Raw genomic sequence first — 14,864 nt, forward strand, 5'->3', positions numbered from 1 at the left:
ATAGACGCGACATAAAGTCGCTGCTACGTTTGCGAAGCGTAAAGCCCCGCTTTAAAAAAAACATTTTAGCTGCGAGCCACTGGCTACGAGTTTCGAGCCCTAAGCTAATAGCCCACAGCCCGATACCCGTTGCTTATAACCCTATATTACAAGCTTCCGATTGCGGCTACTGCTACGCCTAGTTGGTAAAGTATTTGCGTTGCAGTGCTCCACAGCGTTAGCTTATCCATATGGCCTGCATCCATTGGCACTACTATGGTGTCGCCTGGTTCTAGCATTTGCTCATTACCTGGAGCAAACCAGTTTCCTGAGCTAGGTATGGTTACTGCGCCATTGGCTTTAATAATATAAATACGGTCATCGTCAGCGCGTTCTTTTAAGCCACCACTTAGCTCTAGGTAGTCATCAACACTTATACCTGCTTTATAAAGATGAGTGGTTGAGTAGTTTACTTCACCCACAACACTAATAGAGTCGCGTTTGCTAGGTACATATAAAGTGTCACCATCTTGAAGCACTAAGGTTTGCTGGTTATTTTGAATAAGCGGCAGGTCTATTACCAAACGGCCTAATGCTTCTACACTTGCGAGGTCATTGAGTAACTTGTTCATTTCATCATACGATAGTGCACTTGTGCTGACTGAGTCTTGAAAGCTTTTTGATGCCACATCACGGCGAAGCTCTGTTGCTAAACGCGCTAATTGCTGCTGCTCTTGCTGCTTTACCGATAAGCGAGTAAATATAGCGGCATTTTGCTCTGCAAAATCACTAAAGCCACCGGCGCGCTCTAGTAGGTTACTTAAGGTTTCACCGCGACGAATGGTGTAGGTGCCCGGAAATTTAAACTCACCTTTTAAAGTTACCTTAACGTTTTCTTGCCAGTTAGGAATTGCAAAAATATTTAAGCTGTCTTTGCTTTGCAAAGCAAGGCTGCTTTCGTTACTACCTATTAGTTGTTCAAGGTTTATTTTTACATGTTCTACTTGTGAAGCATCGCCATCAACCATGCGGGTTATTTCAGCTTCTTTAGTATAGGCAGATTCTAACAAGCCCCCAGCAGCTGTTATTAAGTCAGCTACACGGCCATTTACGGTTAAAGGGTAAACCCCCGGGTGACTAACCTTACCGTTAATTTCTACTAGTTGTATTGCTTTATTAGTTGAAGCTTGTTGCTTCAACTGTTTAATTATTGGCGCTAGTAAATTATTACGGCTGTATGGTGAGTAGCTATCAGCGCTTAACTCATTACTGTTTTCATCGCGCGATGCTTGCTTAATAGATTTATCTTTTTTAGTACCTGAGCCTGTAGTTGATAAAGTAAGTTGCTCTTGCTGCTTTTGCTCAAACTCACTAAATATAATAATTTTATCGTTTGCGTTAAGGGTTAAGTCGTTTTTAGCATTTTTTACAATGGCCTGCGCAACATCAAACTGATGCACTTCTATATCACCACTAATATTTATTTCACGAATTACTAAGCCATAACTTAAATCAGCTTGTTGTAGTAGATCACCACGTACCGACTTTAACACGTCGGAAATGCGTTTACCTTCATACCACTGGTAGCTGCCAGGGCGAACTACTGCCCCCACTAAATTTACAACGTTATTATATTGTGCGCTTACCGTGTTAAAACGAATGCGATCGCCGTCTTGCGGAATGTAATTTATATTGCTAGCAGAAAAGTCTACGGTAAGTACTTCTTTGCGGTTGTTTTTAAAACGCTCTACCACGGCATTTTTAGTATAGGCACCAGGTTTTAAGCCGCCAGCCATAGCTAGTAATTCTTTCGCCGTTTCGCCTTTTTTAAGTTCAAAAATAGCTGGGCGTTTCACTAAGCCTTCTACTTTTACTTGTGCACCAACTGAAGGTACAAATACTACGTCACCTGGCTTTAAAATTATATCGTTACTGCTATCGCCATGAATAAGTAGGTCGTACAAATCAAAATTAGCAACTACTTTACCCGCACGCTTTACTTGAATGTTACGCAGTGAAGCAATATCCGACACCCCGCCGCTTACAAATAATGCATGCGATACAGTAGTTAAAGACGATACATTATAACTACCAGGCTTGTATGCTTCGCCAAGTACTAAAATACGCATGCTGCGTAACTGGCCGAGCGATACAAATACTTTAACGCCAATAACTTCTTGTTCTACTTTAACTTTTATTAATTCTTTAACTTCAGCAAAGGTTAAGCCCGCTACTTGCACCGGGCTCAAGTCAGGAATGTTAATTCGACCTTCTCTATCAACAACTACTTCAAAGCTTGCACTTTCTTTACCATAAAAATTAATTAATAACTGATCACCTCGGCCAACTAAATACGTATCGGGTACTGCTGACGTTTCGCTAGGCATGAAAGTGGTGGGTTCGCCGGCAAATAGTTCATAGCCAAATGGCTTAACTGTATTAGGGTTTTGTTTTGATGGTTCTGCTTTTGCTGCTTGCTCTTGTTGTACTAAACGAGGACCGATTGTTGGTTCTTCAACTTGAGGTTGATTACTTGATTGGCTTGACCCAGTTATTACCGATAAATCAACACCGTACTGCTTTGCAAGCGCCTGCTGTTGAGACTTAGGCAACTTTTTAAATTGCTCTATTTGCGATGCACTTGGGGTAAAAGCCAATGCGTTAAAGCTGCTGATAATTATCAGCGCACTAATAAAGTATTTAAAAAAGTTCACGAGTAGGTATTTCCCTAGTTCTACAGTCGATAATGCGCGTATTATACACCATTTTCGCGTAATTAAAAAAGAGGCAACCGCCTCTTTTATTACATAATTGTTATTAAAAACGCTATTGGTTAAAAGCTATACACCAATGTTAATGACGTTTCAGTGTCGGTAGCTTCTTTATCATCAGCCACATCTGAGTTATTGGTGATATTGTAGGCTACTTTCATTTGTAGTGAGCCATTAATTTTAGTAAGTAACGCAGTTTCTGAGCGCGTTTTGGTATTGGTATCACCATATTCTACCGATACTAACTGGGTAAAACGTGCGTTGTCTGAAATTTTCCAGCTAAAATCTACTTTACCTAACGCAATTACTTCGCCTTCGTATTCACCCGCTAGTGAGTTGCCGTTTTCATCAACCTCTTCGCTTACATCTGGGTATTTAAAGTACTTATAACCTGGACCAATTTCAGCGTTTAATTTCATGTTTGACTCGTTTAGTAAACGTAAACCATAACCCGCTGAAATAACCGACTCACTTCTGTATGCACCAAAGTAGTCAGATACGTGTGACCCATAAATAAATAAGTGGGCGTGCTTTTCGTTTAATTTGTAATTACCCTGCGCTGAAATAGAGTACTTTTCGTTAGTACGCTGTTTTTCTTTTGTGCCGTTTTCGTTTTCTACTTCATCTTCTTTGTAGATGCCGTCTAACTTATACTCGTTGTTCCAATTTTCTAAGTTATGTAATACTTTAATACCGCCTTTTAAGGTCGTTGTTTCGGTATTACCGCTGGTAATAATAGCGCCTACTTCACTGGTAACTTCCCAGGTTTTTTGTTCTTCTTCTGCTGCAAATGCATTGGTTGTAGCTGAGGCTGCTACTAAAATTGATAAAAGCTTAAGTTTCATTAAAAAATAACCCTGTAAAAAATGTATTAATACCTATTAAAAAAACAGCGCGCATATTAATAAATCAAATTTGAGCGCTGCCTTAATAAATAAGTATTTTAAAAAATTAGTCTTGCTTGTGTAAATGTACATCCATTTGCGGGAATGGAATGGTAATGTCTGCGTCGTCTAACGCTATTTTAATGTTTTCCATTAACGACCAATATGTTGGCCAGTAATCTTCTGACTTAACCCACGGGCGCACAATAAAGTTAACGCTTGAATCTGCAAGTTCAGAAACCGATACGTTGTATGCAGGATCTTTTAAAATTCGTGGCTCGTTATCTAGTACTGATTTAAGTACTTCTTTTGCTTTACGCAGGTCGGCGTCGTAGCCAACACCAATCACAAGGTCAACGCGGCGCGTTGCTTCGCGTGAGTAGTTAATGATTGCATCTGACATGATTTTTGAATTAGGCATTACAATAACTTTGTTATCGGGTGTGCGCATTTCAGTTGAGAATATTTCGATTTTTTTAATCGTACCGGCTTTACCGCCCGCTTCAACATAGTCACCTGATTTAAATGGGCGAAGTAGAATAATTAATACGCCTGACGCAAAGTTAGATAACGACCCTTGCAGTGCTAAGCCAACGGCTAAACCTGCCGCACCTAAAATAGCAATGAATGACGTGGTTTCGATGCCAATTTGTGACAGCGCCATTAAAATAGTGGCTGCAAATACAATGGCATATACAATACTAGAGACAAACGATGAAACCGCTTTATCTACTTTTTTCTTGTCGAATGCTTTTTCGGTTAACTTTGCACAAAATTTAGCAATTCGTCCACCCAGTAAAAATATAACAAGCGCTATAACTGCCTGAATACCATAGTGTAAAATTAAGCCTGAATTTTCATTCAGCCAATTGAGTATTGAATCCATATTAACTCCTGATCGTGTTATTTAGCAGTTTAGCGATATTGTTTGTTGTATTGTAAATCTTTAAGACGTGCTTGCAACAGCGTTTTACAAGGTTCGAGGAATTTAAAAACCTTACGGTTAATATAGCAAGGTTTTTTATACCCGTAGGCGGGAGTTTACCTCGCGCAGGGGTTTAATAAAATGCGCGGGATAACCAGCGCCTACAAACCATTTTGAACCACAGAGAACACCGAGGCGCTTCACAAAGAAGAAAATCTTGCGCGGGATTAGGGATTCGAGCTGCCCGTTGCCCGTTGCCCGTTGCCCGTTGCCCGTTGCCAATAGCTTAAATATAGAATACTTAAAATAAGTTTAATTTTTTAATTTTTTGCTTCACAAGCATGGGGATATTATGTATTATGCGCGCCACACCAAACAAGGTGTATGTAGTGGCGGTTGTAGCTCAGTTGGTAGAGCCCCGGATTGTGATTCCGGTTGTCGCGGGTTCGAGCCCCGTCAATCGCCCCACTATTTCTAAGTATCCTCAGTAATATTCAAAGTTAATTCATAACTTCATTATTAAAAATCAAATTATAGTTTATCTATTTGATACACCGAGAAAAGCCACGAGCTGCGTGTAACGGGCTACTCTTAACCCTAACACCGTGCTATATGTGCGCGGCGTAAAGCCCGCCTACAAAATATTTTTTACCACAGAGAACACCGAGGCGCTACGCGCTACACAGAGAAAAGCCACGGGCGGATAGCGGGCTATAAGTCCTAGCACCTAGTCACTTTAATCACTTCCTCTGTGTTCTCTTTACCTCTGTGGTAAATAAAATAACTAAAAAATATAACAATAAGCCGCCCTGCGGCTAACGTGAGCAAGCTCTACGTCTACAAAAAATTTTAATTTACCCGCGCCACGTCGCTCGTAACCTTTCGCCTTTAATCTTTAAAAAAGTTACATGTGCGCGGCGTAAAGCCCCGCCTTGTATCTCTCTGTAATAGATGATTAGCTATCATTTATTACATCGGAAGTTAGTGAGCTTGTAGCCCCGCCCAGTACTTGATACTGAGCCGTAGATTAAGCCCTAGCTTCCAATTCTCAACAAACTGAATGGTATCCAAGCACTCTTAGATTAAGTTGATGCTGTATGTACAAGGGGAGTAAGTAGAGATGATGTTTATTGGTTTTGATATCAGTAAAGATAAAGTTGATTTATGTTGGCTGAGAGATCCAATCACTAATAAAAAGAAAACAAAAGTATTTAAAAATAACCACCTAGCTTTCAGGGAAATTAAGCAATGGCTTTTAAGTACAACCAAAACTATAGCTGAGGAAATCGTTATCACGGTAGAGCCAACCGGTGTTTACCATGAGCCGTTAATGTACTTTTTATACCAGCAAGGATTCAATATTATTCTCGCTAACCCTAGCAAAGCAAAAAAATATGCTGAGGCTCTAAATGTTGTTCATAAAACAGATAGGTCAGATGCGATAATGCTTGCAAGCTACGGTTATGCTAAGCAATCAACCGTTAACTTCTGGCAACCTGAAGCAAAGGAAATTAGAGAGCTTAAAGCCTTACTGCGTCGACTTGATGCATTGGAGCCCAATAAACAACGAGAGCAGAATCGATTAGAAGCAAGTGAGTTTAATGCGACATCTGAGCGAGTCACTCAATCATTAAAAGAAACGATTAACTTTCTAGATGATGAGATAAAAAAACTTAAGTCAGATATTGATAGTCACATAAATAGCTTTCCTGACTTAAAGAAGAATAGAACGTTACTAGAAACAATCCCCGGTATTGGGCCTGTTATGTCTCGGGAGCTGACGTATATATTCGCCGCTAAAAATTTCAGCAGAGCTAAGCAAGCTGCTGCCTACTGTGGCTTAATACCGCGGCTGCATGAGTCTGGGAAAATGAAGGGCCGTACAACTATGAGCAAGCTAGGGCCCTCAAAAATAAGAAGTAAACTTTATATGGCAGCAGTAGTCGCTGGGCAGTGGAATTATAAGATACAACAGCAAAAAATAGCCTTGCTGAATAATGGCAAAACGTCGATGCAAATCATTGGCGCCAATATGCGTAAACTCATTCATATATGTTTTGGTGTAATAAAAAATCAAGAAGCGTTTAAGATCCAAGAAAGTTAAATACGATCTTGAAGCCTATAAAGAGAGATGGTATCTACAAAACAATTAAAACGCGGTGGTTCCCCGAAACTCGTTGCCCGTTGCCCGCGCTCCGTTGCCGTTTATTAAAGGCGTTCTTTCCACTGTGCAATAGGCAGTGGCTTTGAAAATAAATAGCCTTGAAACAAGTCGCAGCCACGTTGTTTTAAGTAATTGAATTGCGCCGTTTCTTCAACGCCTTCTGCCACGCTATTTACGCCAAGTGCGTTGGCCATGTCGATGTTCATGTTTACAATTGTTAGAGTAATTTTAGACCGAAGCGATAAGGTTCGCCAAAAAAGGGGCTAAAAAAAATGCCACCAAATGGTGGCATTTACACACGGGGGTATTTCTACTTATAGAAATTTTTTTACTATTTTGTTACGAAAAATATATATTAAAAAGGTAACATTTAGCCCATTATCTAGCAACATTTAACCGAGTTTTATCTTACAACCATTAACTCATCGGAACAGTCTTTATCATTACACCTTAATACATACGTATTTTTCTTCTAAGTACTCATCTAAACCCTGATGCCCGCCTTCACGACCAAGACCTGATTGCTTTACACCACCAAACGGCGCAACTGGATTTGATATAACGCCCTCATTTACACCTACCATGCCAAACTCTAGCCCTTCGCTTATACGATAGATTTGTTTAATGTTTTGGCTATAAAAGTACGCAGCTAATCCATAAGGGACGTCATTAGCAAGCGCAAGTACTTCGCTTTCTTCATCAAATGGGATCACCGTTAATACAGGACCAAACACTTCTTCGTGATAAATATCCATTTGTGTAGTGACATTGGTGACTATTAATGGGTTTTGAAAACTGCCACCTAAATTGCTGTTATCTCCAATTAACGTAGCGCCTTTATCAAGAGCGTCTTTAATCAGTTGTTGCACTTTCTCTTTTGCTTTGGGGTAAATAAGCGGCCCTATGTCGGCATTTTCATCAAAACCGTTCGCAACTTTGAGCGCAGCGACTTTGGGTGTAATTTTTTCAAGCACGTCATTTAATATATTACGCTGAATAAAAATACGATTTGCTGCAACACAAGCTTGTCCTGAGTTTCTAAATTTGGCCGCCATCAATCCATCAATAGCATCGTCAATATCAGCATTATCAAATATTATAAACGGGGCATTTCCCCCCAACTCCATTGAAGTACGCTTTATTGTAGATGCACACTGAGAGAGTAACTGCTTACCTACACCGGTAGAGCCAGTAAAAGTAAACTTACGTACCACCTCTGAGTCTGTCAGCATTTTGCCAACCTTTTTGGCATCTTGTGACACAAGCACATTAAATGCACCTTTAACAAAGCCAGCCTGATCAGCTAAATACGCTAAAGCGATAGCACATAATGGTGTGTGCTCAGAAGGCTTGAGTATAAAACTACAGCCCGCAGCATAAGCCGGCGCGACTTTTCGAGTCACCATAGCAACAGGAAAATTCCATGGCGTAATACCTGCTACCACGCCAATAGGTTGCTTGAAGCTAGTTAAACGATGACCGTTATCGGTGGCGGGGATCACATCGCCATAGCTGCGTTTAGCTTGTTCGGCAAACCACTTAATAAAGCCAGCCCCATAATCTATTTCACCAAGCGATTCTTTAAGCGGTTTTCCCTGCTCTTTGGTCATAAGTGTAGCAAGGGTTTGTTTATGTTTTATCACCAACTCATACCAGCGCATCAAGGTGTCACTTCGCTCGGTCGCATTGGTGGCTTTTAATTTTACAAACGCGCCTTTTGCTGCTGTTATGGCATTTTTTACGCCTTGCTCGTCAATATCACTTACATCAACAATACTTTGTTCGGTGGCCGGATCATCAACGCTAAAGCGTGAGTTGGTTTGATAAAATTCACCGTTAATAAACGAGTCTGAAAAAATAAGATCACTCAAAATATACCTCCGAAATGGGTTTTGGTTTTTGGGCCTCGAGCCTCGAGCCTCGAGCTTCGGGCTTCGGGCTTCGATAAATTAAAAAAGCCTTGTGGTTAACGCTACAAGACTTTTTAATTTTAATTTACCTGCCGCCCGTAACCCTTTACCTTCAACCTTTGTATTTATTCACTTCCTCTGCGCACTCTGTAATCTCTGTGGTAAATAAAATTACTAACAAACGCGGAATAAAACCGCTTTAAAAAGCATATGCACAAAGAGAAGTGAATGAGAAGAAAATGAGAAAGCACTAACCATTAGCCTGAGTGATTAATTGTTTTGTCACTTCCTCTAAAAGCGCAGCGTCTCTTAACCTCTTTGTGCATAATTTTATTACCTTTAACCACATTTGCGCGGCGTAAAGCCCCGCCTACAAAATATTTACACCACAGAGAATACAAAGGCGCTTCGCGCTACACCGAGGGGTTAAGGTAAATAACACTAAACCTTTGCCTTTGCTCACTTTCTCTGTGCCCTCTGTGGTGAATAAATCACTAAAAAATCAAACAATGAGCCGCTGCAAGGCTAACTTGAGAAAGCTCTACGTCTACAAAAGATTTGTCTGCGCGGCATAAATCTTCGCCTAAAACAAAAAAGCCGCTGTATTAAACAGCGGCTTTTAATAGATTAGTCGTTAATTAAAAACTAGTGCTCTTCATTAACGATATTGAGATTGTACTTAGGTATTTCAACCACTAAGTCTTCATCTCTAATTATTGCTTGGCAACCAAGGCGCGACTCAGGCTCTAAGCCCCACGCTTTGTCTAGCATATCGTCTTCTAGGTCGTCACTTTCATCAAGTGAATCAAACCCTTCACGAATAACTAAATGACACGTAGTACACGCACACGACTTTTCACATGCGTGTGGAATGCTTATGCCATTTTTAAGCGCCGCGTCGAGCACAGTTTGCCCCTCAGGTGCTTCAATTGCAGCGCCGTCAGGACACAATTCAGGATGTGGAAGAAAAACAATTTGTGGCATTCTAATCTCTCTTAAATGTTGTCTACTGACTGACCCGTTAGGGCTTTTTTAATTGATGCATCCATTCTGCGCGATGCAAATTCACTACTGGCGTTATCTACTTTTTCGATAGCCGCTTTAATTTCGCTAGGTTGTTGAGCATTTTCGCGCACTTTTACCAGCTCTGCAATTTCAGCTCTTAAATTTGTAAGCTGAGCGTCATCAAGTAACGCGCCATCAGCATCTAATGAAGCATTTAGTGCCTCAATAACACGAAGAGCCTCAACTTGTTGCTCTTTAAGCATACGTGCTTGCATGTCGTCTTTTGCGTTGCTCATCGACTCTTTTAGCATGTTAGCCACTTGGTCGTCAGATAAACCAAACGAAGGCTTAACCTGAATTTCGGCTTGCACACCCGTTGATTTTTCCATCGCTGAAACACTTAATAAACCATCAGCATCTACTTTAAAGGTAACCCGAATATGCGCAGCGCCTGCTGCCATTGGTGGAATACCTTTTAAGCTAAACTTAGCAAGTGAACGACAATCGTCAACCAGCTCACGCTCACCTTGTAATACATGCAAAGACATCGCCGTTTGGCCATCTTTAAACGTCGTAAATTCTTGAGCACGCGCTACCGGAATAGTGGTGTTACGCGGAATAATTTTTTCAACCAAACCGCCCATGGTTTCTAGTCCAAGCGACAGTGGCAGTACATCAAGTAATAACATATCTGAGTCTGGCTTATTGCCAATGAGCACGTCTGCTTGCAGTGCTGCACCCAATGCCACAACGCGGTCAGGGTCGATTGAGGTTAGCGGTTCTTTATCAAAAAAGCTATGTACTTGGCTGCGTACCAGTGGCATACGCGTTGAACCGCCGACCATAATAACTTGTAAAACTTCTTCGTTTTCAATGCCAGCATCTTTAACAGCTCGGCGACACGAACGCAGTGTTTTTTTAACCAGTGGCATCGCCATTTCGTCAAATGTTTCGCGCGTTACTTCTACCGTGTGGTTTTGCCCGTCAAATTCAAGCCCTACATTTACTTTTGCGTATTGACTTAACGCTTCTTTACAGGCTTTGGCTTTGTTAATAAATAAACGTAAAACCGAAGGTGATAACGCTGATACACCGGTTTGCTGCTTAAAGTAGTCAACGAGTAGTGAATCAAAATCGTCACCACCTAAACTTGAGTCGCCGCCGGTTGCCATTACTTCAAACACACCTTGGTGTAAACGAAGAACAGAAATATCAAATGTACCACCGCCTAAGTCGTAAACGGCAATGATCCCTTCTTGGCCCGAATCTAAACCATAGGCAACAGCCGCCGCTGTTGGCTCGTTTAACAAGCGTAATACGTTAATGCCAGCAAGCTCTGCTGCATCTTTAGTACTTTGACGCTGAGCATCATCGAAATACGCAGGAACGGTAATAACAGCGCCTAAAATTTCTTGATTACCAAAACTTTGTTCTGCACGCGCTTTCAACGCGGCTAATATGTGGCTTGACGCTTTAACTGGGCTGACTTTTCCAGCTTCAGTTTGAATGGCAAGCGAGCCATTATCTTCACAAAATTGATACGGTAATTGGCCGTAGCTTTGCTCTATTTCAGCCTGTGTTTTGCCTAAAAAACGCTTTACCGAAATAAGTGTATTTGCTGGGTCTTGTGTTGCAGCTTGAGCCGCATCGCTACCCACAGTAATACCACCGGCTTGATAACGAACAACCGACGGCAACATTGCCGCACCTAACTCATCTGTTAAAGTGCGCGCTTCGCCACTTTGTACGGTAGCAACTAATGAATTAGTGGTGCCAAGGTCAATACCTATGGCTAGTTTATGTTCGTGTGGTGCCGCGCTTTGCCCCGGCTCAGCAATTTGCAATAATGCCATAATGCTCTTTAAACTCGTTTTGCTCGCTTTACAGCAAGTAATTAATCGTCAAATAAACTGTCTTCAATGCGTTCTAGTTCGTCACGTAATTTATAAACAAACTTCAGTTTACGAATATTATCGGCAGCGAGTTGGTACTGTTGCTCGTTGCTGCTTGCTAACTGTTCTGCAAGTTGTGCACTGTATTGCTCGTTAAGTTGTTTTATTTGTTTTTCAAAATTAGCAATGGCCGCATCCGGGTCACTCGCTGATGCAAGCTCTTCAAGTTCTTCGCGCAATTCCATTTGTTGCATTAAAAATAATGGATCTTGCAGTGTTTGTTGCTCAGCGCGAATATCAACACCCAGCTCGCTTAACATATACTCAGCACGTTTAACTGGGTGCTTAAGTGTTTGCAAGGCATCGTTAATTTCTGCAGCACTTTGCACAGACATTAACTTATCACGGCTGCTTGCATTGGCATGGCGGTCGGGATGTACAGCACGCTGTAATTCTAGGTAATTTTTATTAATCGTTGCTAAATCAATATTATAATCAACGGGCACTGCAAATAATTCAAAGTAACGCATAACTTCAACCAGTAATATTCAGAAATAACAAAGCCCTACAGTTGCAGGGCTTCAAAATACAATTACACGTAGCAATTAAACGGTAAAGCTTTCGCCACAACCACACTCATCAGCTTGATTAGGGTTATTAAATTTAAACCCTTCATTTAAGCCTTCTTTAGTGTAGTCGAGCTCTGTGCCATCGATGTAAACTAAGCTTTTTGCGTCAACTATCAAAGTAACGCCTTTAGCCGCAAAGGTTTCATCGTCTTCGTTTAACTCGTCAACAAACTCAAGTACATAAGCAAGACCTGAACAGCCCGTCGTTTTAATGCCAACGCGCAGACCTAACCCTTTGCCGCGGTTTGCTAAAAATGATTGTACGCGGTTTGCTGCCGCATCTGTCAATGTCACTGCCATGAGTTTCTCTTCTTACTTCGCTTGTTTGCTTTTGTAGTCTGCAATTGCTGCTTGAATTGCATCTTCGGCTAAAATTGAACAGTGAATTTTCACTGGTGGTAATTCTAGCTCAGCACTGATATCAGTGTTTTTGATGGTTGCTGCTTCGTCGAGTGTTTTACCCTTAACCCACTCTGTTACAAGTGAAGAAGAAGCAATTGCGCTACCACAACCATAGGTTTTGAATTTTGCATCTTCAATAACGCCTTCAGACGATACTTTAATTTGCAATTTCATTACGTCACCACATGCTGGTGCGCCTACCATACCCGTTGCCACTGACGGATCGTTTTTGTCTAGAGCACCTACGTTACGTGGGTTTTCTACGTGGTCGATTACTTTATCACTGTACGCCATAATTCTATCCTCATTACCTGCTAGGGTATGTGCTTACATCACTAAGTATTAGTGGTGAGCCCATTCAACTGAATCTAAATCAATACCTTCTTGATGCATCTCCCAAAGTGGAGACATTTCACGTAGGCGACCGATAGAGTTTTTCATTAATTCAACGGTGTAATCAATCTCTTCTTCGGTAGTAAAACGACCAATACTGAAACGAATTGAGCTGTGTGCTAATTCGTCGTTACGGCCAAGTGCACGTAAAACATAAGAAGGCTCTAAGCTTGCTGATGTACAGGCTGAACCTGACGATACCGCAATGTCTTTTACTGCCATAAGTAACGATTCACCTTCAACAAAGTTAAAGCTGATGTTTACAATACCCGGTACTGATTGGTCTTGTGTGCCGTTAAAATATACTTCGTCCATATCAGCCATAATGCCGTCGATTAGGCGTTTACGTAATGCGCTGATGTGTGCAAAATCTTTTTCAAAATCTTCTTTTGCGATTCTAAATGCAGTACCCATACCCACTAACTGATGAGTTGCAAGTGTACCTGAACGCATACCACGCTCATGACCGCCACCGTGCATTTGCGCTTCTAAACGAGCACGTGGTTTACGACGAACGTAAAGCGCACCTACACCTTTAGGGCCGTATGCTTTGTGCGCAGAGAACGACATAAAATCAACTTTAAGTTGTTGTACGTCAATAAGTACTTTACCTGCACTTTGCGCAGCATCTACGTGGAACATGATTTTACGTTCACGACACATTTCGCCAATCGTTGCAATGTCTTGAATTACACCTAGCTCGTTATTCACGTGCATGATGCTGACAAGTACTGTGTCGTCACGCATTGTGTCTGCTAGCTTTTGCAGATCAAGCAAGCCATTTTCTTCAACGTCCATATAGGTTACTTCAAAACCTTGACGTTCTAATTCACGACATGTGTCGATGACTGCTTTGTGCTCAGTTTTAGCGGTAATAACGTGCTTACCTTTCTTTTTGTAAAACTGTGCTGCACCTTTAATAGCTAGGTTGTTTGATTCAGTTGCACCCGAAGTGAACACAATTTCACGTGGGTCTGCATTTACTAAATCAGCAATATCTGTACGTGCTTGGTCAACGGCTTCTTCAGCTTGCCAACCAAAACGGTGTGAACGTGATGCAGGGTTACCAAATTTACCGTCCATTGTAAGGCATTGCATCATTTCTTTAGCAACACGCTCATCAACAGGCGTGGTTGCTGCGTAATCTAAATAAATCGGTAACTTCATTTCTCTCTCCGCTGCAGGTCAACCTTAAAGTTGACAGCTTACTTGAATGTTTTCCAACTGCTTAATTGCGTTATTGATACTGTTATCTTGGCGCGATGCAATTTCTTTCACATCTGATTTTTCCACCAATTCAGCAAGGGTAATACTGTTCAAAAATTCTTCTATACGTGCGCTCAAGTCTGACCATAAATTATGGGTTAAACAGCGCATACCGCTTTGGCAGCCAGTGTTGGCGCCTTGGCAACGTGTTGCATCAACCGATTCATCAACTGCGGTAATAATGTCACCAACAGAAATAACACCGGCTTCTCGCCCTAGTAAATAGCCGCCACCAGGTCCTCGAACCGAACTTACCAAGCCATTTTTACGCAGCCGAGCAAATAATTGTTCAAGGTATGACAAAGAAATTTCTTGTCTTTGTGAAATATCAGCAAGGGCGACAGGACCAACACCTGTGTGCAGCGCAACATCAAGCATCGCTGTAACGGCATATCGGCCTTTTGATGTTAATTTCATAACGCCCCCTGCACAAAGAGTGCAAATTTTAATTACCAGAGTAAATTAGTCAAGTATTATCACTTGATAAAAATTTGATTTAAAAACATATCGCTCAAAGTGAATGTAGTTAACAAATTTTTAATACCTGACCTGTTTGGTCAAGTATTGTCTCCATTGTAATTACCTGAGTAATTTAGTCAAGTATTAGCCAGTTATTTAAACACCCGTTTATATAACTAATTGCT

The 14,864-nt window shown here is 41.3% G+C and carries 13 protein-coding genes and 1 tRNA gene; 2 read left to right on the forward strand and 12 right to left on the reverse strand.

Annotated elements, in window-relative coordinates:
* Positions 1–146: 146 nt before the first annotated feature.
* From P20480_RS04635 to P20480_RS04625, 3 genes are all read right to left on the reverse strand, one after another.
* Positions 147–2,693 carry an SLBB domain-containing protein gene (locus P20480_RS04635; RefSeq protein ID WP_008131634.1) on the reverse strand — a complete coding sequence of 849 codons (2,547 nt, stop codon included), beginning with the start codon at positions 2,691–2,693 and terminating at the stop codon, positions 147–149.
* 119 nt (positions 2,694–2,812) lie between these two features.
* On the reverse strand, positions 2,813–3,595 hold the full coding sequence (locus tag P20480_RS04630; RefSeq protein ID WP_008113939.1) for a DUF481 domain-containing protein: 783 nt from the start codon (positions 3,593–3,595) through the stop codon (positions 2,813–2,815).
* 106 nt (positions 3,596–3,701) lie between these two features.
* Positions 3,702–4,520 (reverse strand): mechanosensitive ion channel family protein, encoded by an 819-nt coding sequence (locus P20480_RS04625; RefSeq protein ID WP_008113937.1) that lies wholly within the window; start codon positions 4,518–4,520, stop codon positions 3,702–3,704.
* A 431-nt stretch (positions 4,521–4,951) separates the two neighbouring features.
* Between P20480_RS04625 and P20480_RS04620 the strand changes: the two genes are divergently transcribed.
* Positions 4,952–5,027: transfer RNA gene (locus P20480_RS04620), tRNA-His, on the forward strand.
* A 652-nt stretch (positions 5,028–5,679) separates the two neighbouring features.
* Positions 5,680–6,663 carry an IS110 family RNA-guided transposase gene (locus P20480_RS04615; protein ID WP_008131636.1) on the forward strand — a complete coding sequence of 328 codons (984 nt, stop codon included), beginning with the start codon at positions 5,680–5,682 and terminating at the stop codon, positions 6,661–6,663.
* A 104-nt stretch (positions 6,664–6,767) separates the two neighbouring features.
* On the opposite strand, the gene P20480_RS19280 is transcribed toward P20480_RS04615, so the two are convergent.
* The 9 genes from P20480_RS19280 to iscR all read right to left on the reverse strand — a co-directional run bounded on the left by P20480_RS19280 (position 6,768) and on the right by iscR (position 14,637).
* Positions 6,768–6,950 (reverse strand): EAL domain-containing protein, encoded by a 183-nt coding sequence (locus P20480_RS19280; protein ID WP_370587344.1) that lies wholly within the window; start codon positions 6,948–6,950, stop codon positions 6,768–6,770.
* Between the two features lie 216 nt (positions 6,951–7,166).
* Entirely contained in the window at positions 7,167–8,594 is a 1,428-nt protein-coding gene (locus P20480_RS04605; RefSeq protein ID WP_008131638.1) for an NAD-dependent succinate-semialdehyde dehydrogenase, read from the reverse strand.
* 684 nt (positions 8,595–9,278) lie between these two features.
* The gene (gene fdx / locus P20480_RS04600) at positions 9,279–9,617 is read right to left on the reverse strand and encodes an ISC system 2Fe-2S type ferredoxin (RefSeq protein ID WP_006791979.1); all 339 of its coding nucleotides are present in this window, start codon (positions 9,615–9,617) and stop codon (positions 9,279–9,281) included.
* 11 nt (positions 9,618–9,628) lie between these two features.
* Positions 9,629–11,491 carry a Fe-S protein assembly chaperone HscA gene (hscA, locus tag P20480_RS04595; RefSeq protein ID WP_008131644.1) on the reverse strand — a complete coding sequence of 621 codons (1,863 nt, stop codon included), beginning with the start codon at positions 11,489–11,491 and terminating at the stop codon, positions 9,629–9,631.
* A gap of 41 nt (positions 11,492–11,532) precedes the next feature.
* Positions 11,533–12,060 carry a co-chaperone HscB gene (gene hscB / locus P20480_RS04590; RefSeq protein WP_008131647.1) on the reverse strand — a complete coding sequence of 176 codons (528 nt, stop codon included), beginning with the start codon at positions 12,058–12,060 and terminating at the stop codon, positions 11,533–11,535.
* Positions 12,061–12,135: 75 nt separating this feature from the next.
* A complete protein-coding gene (gene iscA, locus P20480_RS04585; RefSeq protein ID WP_006791976.1) occupies positions 12,136–12,459 on the reverse strand; it encodes an iron-sulfur cluster assembly protein IscA in 324 nt (107 codons plus the stop codon).
* 12 nt (positions 12,460–12,471) lie between these two features.
* The gene (gene iscU / locus P20480_RS04580) at positions 12,472–12,855 is read right to left on the reverse strand and encodes a Fe-S cluster assembly scaffold IscU (RefSeq protein WP_008131649.1); all 384 of its coding nucleotides are present in this window, start codon (positions 12,853–12,855) and stop codon (positions 12,472–12,474) included.
* 48 nt (positions 12,856–12,903) lie between these two features.
* Positions 12,904–14,121 (reverse strand): IscS subfamily cysteine desulfurase, encoded by a 1,218-nt coding sequence (locus tag P20480_RS04575; protein ID WP_006791974.1) that lies wholly within the window; start codon positions 14,119–14,121, stop codon positions 12,904–12,906.
* A 24-nt stretch (positions 14,122–14,145) separates the two neighbouring features.
* Positions 14,146–14,637: a Fe-S cluster assembly transcriptional regulator IscR gene (gene iscR, locus P20480_RS04570; RefSeq protein ID WP_006791973.1), complete on the reverse strand. Its 492-nt coding sequence runs from the start codon at positions 14,635–14,637 to the stop codon at positions 14,146–14,148.
* Positions 14,638–14,864: the final 227 nt, after the last annotated feature.

Origin of the sequence: Pseudoalteromonas sp. BSi20480, assembly GCF_000241365.1 — a bacterium.
Lineage (GTDB): Bacteria > Pseudomonadota > Gammaproteobacteria > Enterobacterales > Alteromonadaceae > Pseudoalteromonas > Pseudoalteromonas marina.